The organism is Pelomicrobium sp. (assembly GCF_036803785.1).
Classification (GTDB): Bacteria; Pseudomonadota; Gammaproteobacteria; order Burkholderiales; family UBA6910; genus Pelomicrobium.
In genome coordinates this window covers 1-3962 of the sequence record NZ_DAIRTR010000194.1, presented here as the reverse complement: position 1 = coordinate 3962, position 3962 = coordinate 1, and the positions used below count along the sequence as shown (strand labels likewise).

2 protein-coding genes are annotated in these 3962 nt (G+C 64.8%); one reads left to right on the top strand and one right to left on the bottom strand.

Annotated elements, in window-relative coordinates; translation table 11 throughout:
- A partial coding sequence (locus V7Q81_RS15015) for a serine/threonine protein kinase (protein WP_333844914.1) occupies positions 1–2170 on the top strand: 2170 nt, incomplete at its 5' end.
- Between the two features lie 10 nt (positions 2171–2180).
- On the opposite strand, the gene V7Q81_RS15010 is transcribed toward V7Q81_RS15015, so the two are convergent.
- Positions 2181–3962 (bottom strand): AAA family ATPase (locus tag V7Q81_RS15010; protein WP_333844911.1); only part of this gene is annotated, 1782 nt, incomplete at its 5' end.

Here is a 3962-nt window from a genome sequence, read left to right as displayed (position 1 = left end):
CTCCATGTCCCCCTCCGCCGACCCCGAGCAGATCACCCGCACCGAGCTCTGCGCACCCGCGACGGGCAGGAACCGGCACGCGTCCCTCACAGCCCTGCTCTTCGCAACCCCCTGGCGTCGCAGCCTGGCGTTCGCCCTCACCCTGGCGGCCATCGGGGGGCTGGGCGCCTGGACCTACCAGGGCGTGCGCGGATCCCTCCAAGAGATTCGCGCCTCCGAGCTCTCCACGGTGCTCGGTGCGGAAGTGAGGGGGCTCGAAATCTGGATCGAGGAAAAAAAACAGGAGGCCGACCGCTGGGCCCAGCATCCCCGGGTTCGGGAAGCCGTGGCCCAGCTCGTCCACCTGAACCGGGACCCGGCCCGCCTATGGGAATCGCCCGCCCGGGCGCAGTTGTTCGAAACCCTCTCGCCCGTGATCCGCGACTCGGGCAACGTCAGCGCCCAGGTGATCGATCGGAGCGGGATGATCATCGCCACCCGGTTTCGCGAGTACGCAGGTGTCCGCTTGTCGGGTGCGGCCCTCGACCGCCTGGAACCGGTGTTCCAAGGAGAGACCCGCTTCGTGCGCCCGCTGCGGGAAGAGCAGCGCCTTAATGCCCCGCCCTTGCCCTTCTTCCGGCGCCCCGTGCTGTGGATCGAGGCGCCGGTGCGCAACGACCGGGGCGAAGTAATCGCCGCCTTAGGTTTCGCCCGTTTCGCCGACGAGGAGTTCACCCACCTTCTTAAGGTGGCGCATCCAGAGAAAACCATGGAGCTGTATGCTTTCGATGAAAGTGGTCTGATGCTCTCCGAGAGCCGTTTCGACGAAGCCCTCAGGCGCTTGGGCCTCCTGCCCCAGTCCCCCGACGCCCGTTCCGCCCTCGCCGTGCAAGTGCGCGATCCCGGCGGCGATCTAGCCGCCGGGTATGTGCCCGAGCTGGAGCCGAATGCCTGGCCTCTCACCCGGCTGGCGGCGCTGGCCGTGGCGAGCCGCCTCAAATCCGACCTTAAGGAGCAGCAGGGCGTCCTGGTGGAGCCGTACCGCAACTACCGTGGGGCCCACGTGATCGGCGCGTGGAAGTGGCTGCCAGAATACGATATGGGCGTGGCGGTAGAAGTCAGCGCCCGGGAGGCCTTCGCGCCCCTCGCCTATCTCAACGTCATGTTCGGCACCCTGTTCGGGCTATTCGTCCTGTCCCTGCTGGCGGCGCTCGGTTCGTCACTGCTCGTCGCCCGGCTCAAGCGTCAGGTGGGCGAAGCGCGCCAGCTCGGGCCGTACAAGCTGGAGCGGGAGCTCGGCGAGGGGGGCATGAGTCGGGTCTATCTCGCCACCCATGCGCTTCTCAAACGGCCCACGGCGGTCAAGATCCTGAAGCCTGCCGTGGCCACCGACGAGATGATCGCCCGTTTCGAGCGGGAGGTGCGGCTCGCGAGCCAGCTCTCCCATCCCAACACCATCGAGATCTACGACTATGGCCGCTCCCCCGATGGGGTCTTTTTTTATGCCATGGAATACCTGAACGGCATCACGCTGGACCTCCTGGTAGCCCGCGACGGGGCAGTGCCTGTGCCCCGGGTGATTCACATCCTGCGGCAGCTGTGCGGGTCGCTACGGGAAGCTCATGGGAAAGGACTGGTGCACCGGGATGTCAAGCCGCAAAACATCATGCTGTGCGAGCGGGGTGGGGAATTCGACGTGGTGAAAGTCCTGGACTTCGGGCTAGTGAAGGACCTGGACAAGCCCGACCCGCGGGACCTCACCCGCGCCCTGCGCATCCTGGGCACGCCCTTATACATGGCGCCGGAGCGCATTCGTAACCCTGGGCAGGCTGACCCCCGCTCCGACATCTATTCGGTGGGAGCAGTGGGCTTCTTCCTGCTCACGGGGCAGCGGCTGTACGAAGCACAAACCGATCTGGACCTGACCCACCAGGTGCTAAGCGCCCCGCCGCCGCGGCCGTCTGAGCGCGGGGCCCAGGACATTCCTCAAGAGCTGGACGACCTGGTAGTGCGCTGCCTGGACAAGGACCCTGCCGCACGTCCTCAGCGCATGGAAGAGCTGCTCATGGTGCTCCACGTGCTCTGCGCCTGGCACCCGTGGACCCAGACCGCCGCCGCCGAATGGTGGCGGCAGCTGCGGGCGAGCGGAGAGCACGCACCCTCCCCGCTCGTTCAGCCGTCGGCTGCGTAAAGCGCCTTCTTCATGCCGCCGCCGCAGCCTGCTGCTGCGCCTTGGTGAACACGAACTCGCTGCCCGCCACGTCCACCCGAATCTGGTCCTTCGGCCCGAAGCGGCCTTCCAGGATCAGCCTGGCCAAGGGATTTTCGATCCGCTGCTGGATCGCCCGCTTCAACGGGCGCGCTCCGTAGGTCGGATCAAAGCCCACCTTGGCAAGTTCGGCGAGGGCTGCCTCCGTCACTTCCAACCCCATGTCCATCGCCGCCAACCGTTTGCGCAGGTAGCCGAGCTGGATATGGGCGATCTCCTTGATGTGCTTCTCGTCCAGGGCGTGGAACACCACCACCTCGTCGATGCGGTTGATGAACTCGGGCCGGAAATAATTCTTCACCTCCGCCATCACCGCCAGCTTGATCACCTGGTAGTCGTCCCCCGCCATCTGCTGGATCATGTGGGACCCCAAGTTAGAGGTCATCACCACGACCGTGTTGCGGAAGTCCACGGTGCGCCCTTGCCCGTCGGTGAGCCGCCCGTCGTCCAGTACCTGGAGAAGCACGTTGAACACTTCCGGATGGGCCTTCTCCACTTCATCCAGCAGGATCACCGAGTAAGGCTTTCTGCGCACCTGCTCAGTGAGCTGACCGCCTTCCTCGTAACCCACGTAGCCCGGCGGGGCGCCGATTAACCGGGCCACCGAGTGCTTCTCCATGTATTCGCTCATGTCGAGTCGGATCAAGTGCTCTTCCGAGTCGAACAGAAACTCGGCGAGCGCCTTGCACAGCTCGGTCTTGCCTACACCGGTGGGTCCGAGGAATAGGAACGAGCCGTAAGGCCGGTTCGGGTCGGAAAGGCCTGCCCGAGAGCGGCGGATGGCATCGGAGACGAGCCGCACGGCCTCGTCCTGGCCCACTACCCGCTGATGCAGCCGCTCCTCCATGTGGAGTAGCTTCTCCCGCTCCCCTTCCATCATCTTGGAGACGGGGATGCCGGTCCAGCGGGACACCACCTCGGCCACCTCCTCGGCACCCACCTGGGTGCGCAACAGCCGAAACTGCTTCTTGCCCGCGCCGCTTTCCGCTTGCTTGAGCTGGGCTTCGAGCTGAGGGATTTTTCCGTATTGGATTTCGGAGACCTTCTGCCAGTCGCCCTTACGCTTGGCCGCTTCCATTTCCAGTTTCAGCTTGTCCAGCTCCTCCTTGATGTGCTGCGCGCCAGCGACCTGGGCCTTTTCTGCCTTCCAGATCTCTTCCAGGTCCGAATATTCCTTCTCCAGCTTGGTGATCTCCTCTTCCAAGAGCTGCAGGCGCTTGCGGGATGCCTCGTCCTTTTCCTTCTTCACCGCTTCCCGCTCGATCTTGAGCTGGATCAGGCGTCGCTCCAGGCGGTCCATCTCCTCCGGCTTGGAGTCGATCTCCATGCGGATGCGTGCCGCCGCCTCGTCGATCAGGTCGATCGCCTTGTCCGGCAGGAACCGGTCGGTGATGTAGCGGTGGGAAAGCTCGGCAGCGGCCACGATGGCCGGATCGGTGATCTCTACGCCGTGGTGCAGCTCGTACTTCTCCTGCAAGCCGCGCAGAATAGCGATGGTTTCCTCCACGGTGGGCTCGTCCACCATCACTTTCTGGAAGCGCCTCTCCAAGGCGGCGTCCTTCTCGATGTACTTACGGTATTCATCCAAGGTGGTCGCGCCGATGCAGTGCAGCTCGCCCCGGGCGAGCGCGGGCTTCAGCATGTTGCCGGCATCGATCGCCCCCTCGGCCTTGCCCGCCCCGACCATGGTGTGGAGCTCGTCGATGAAGAGTAT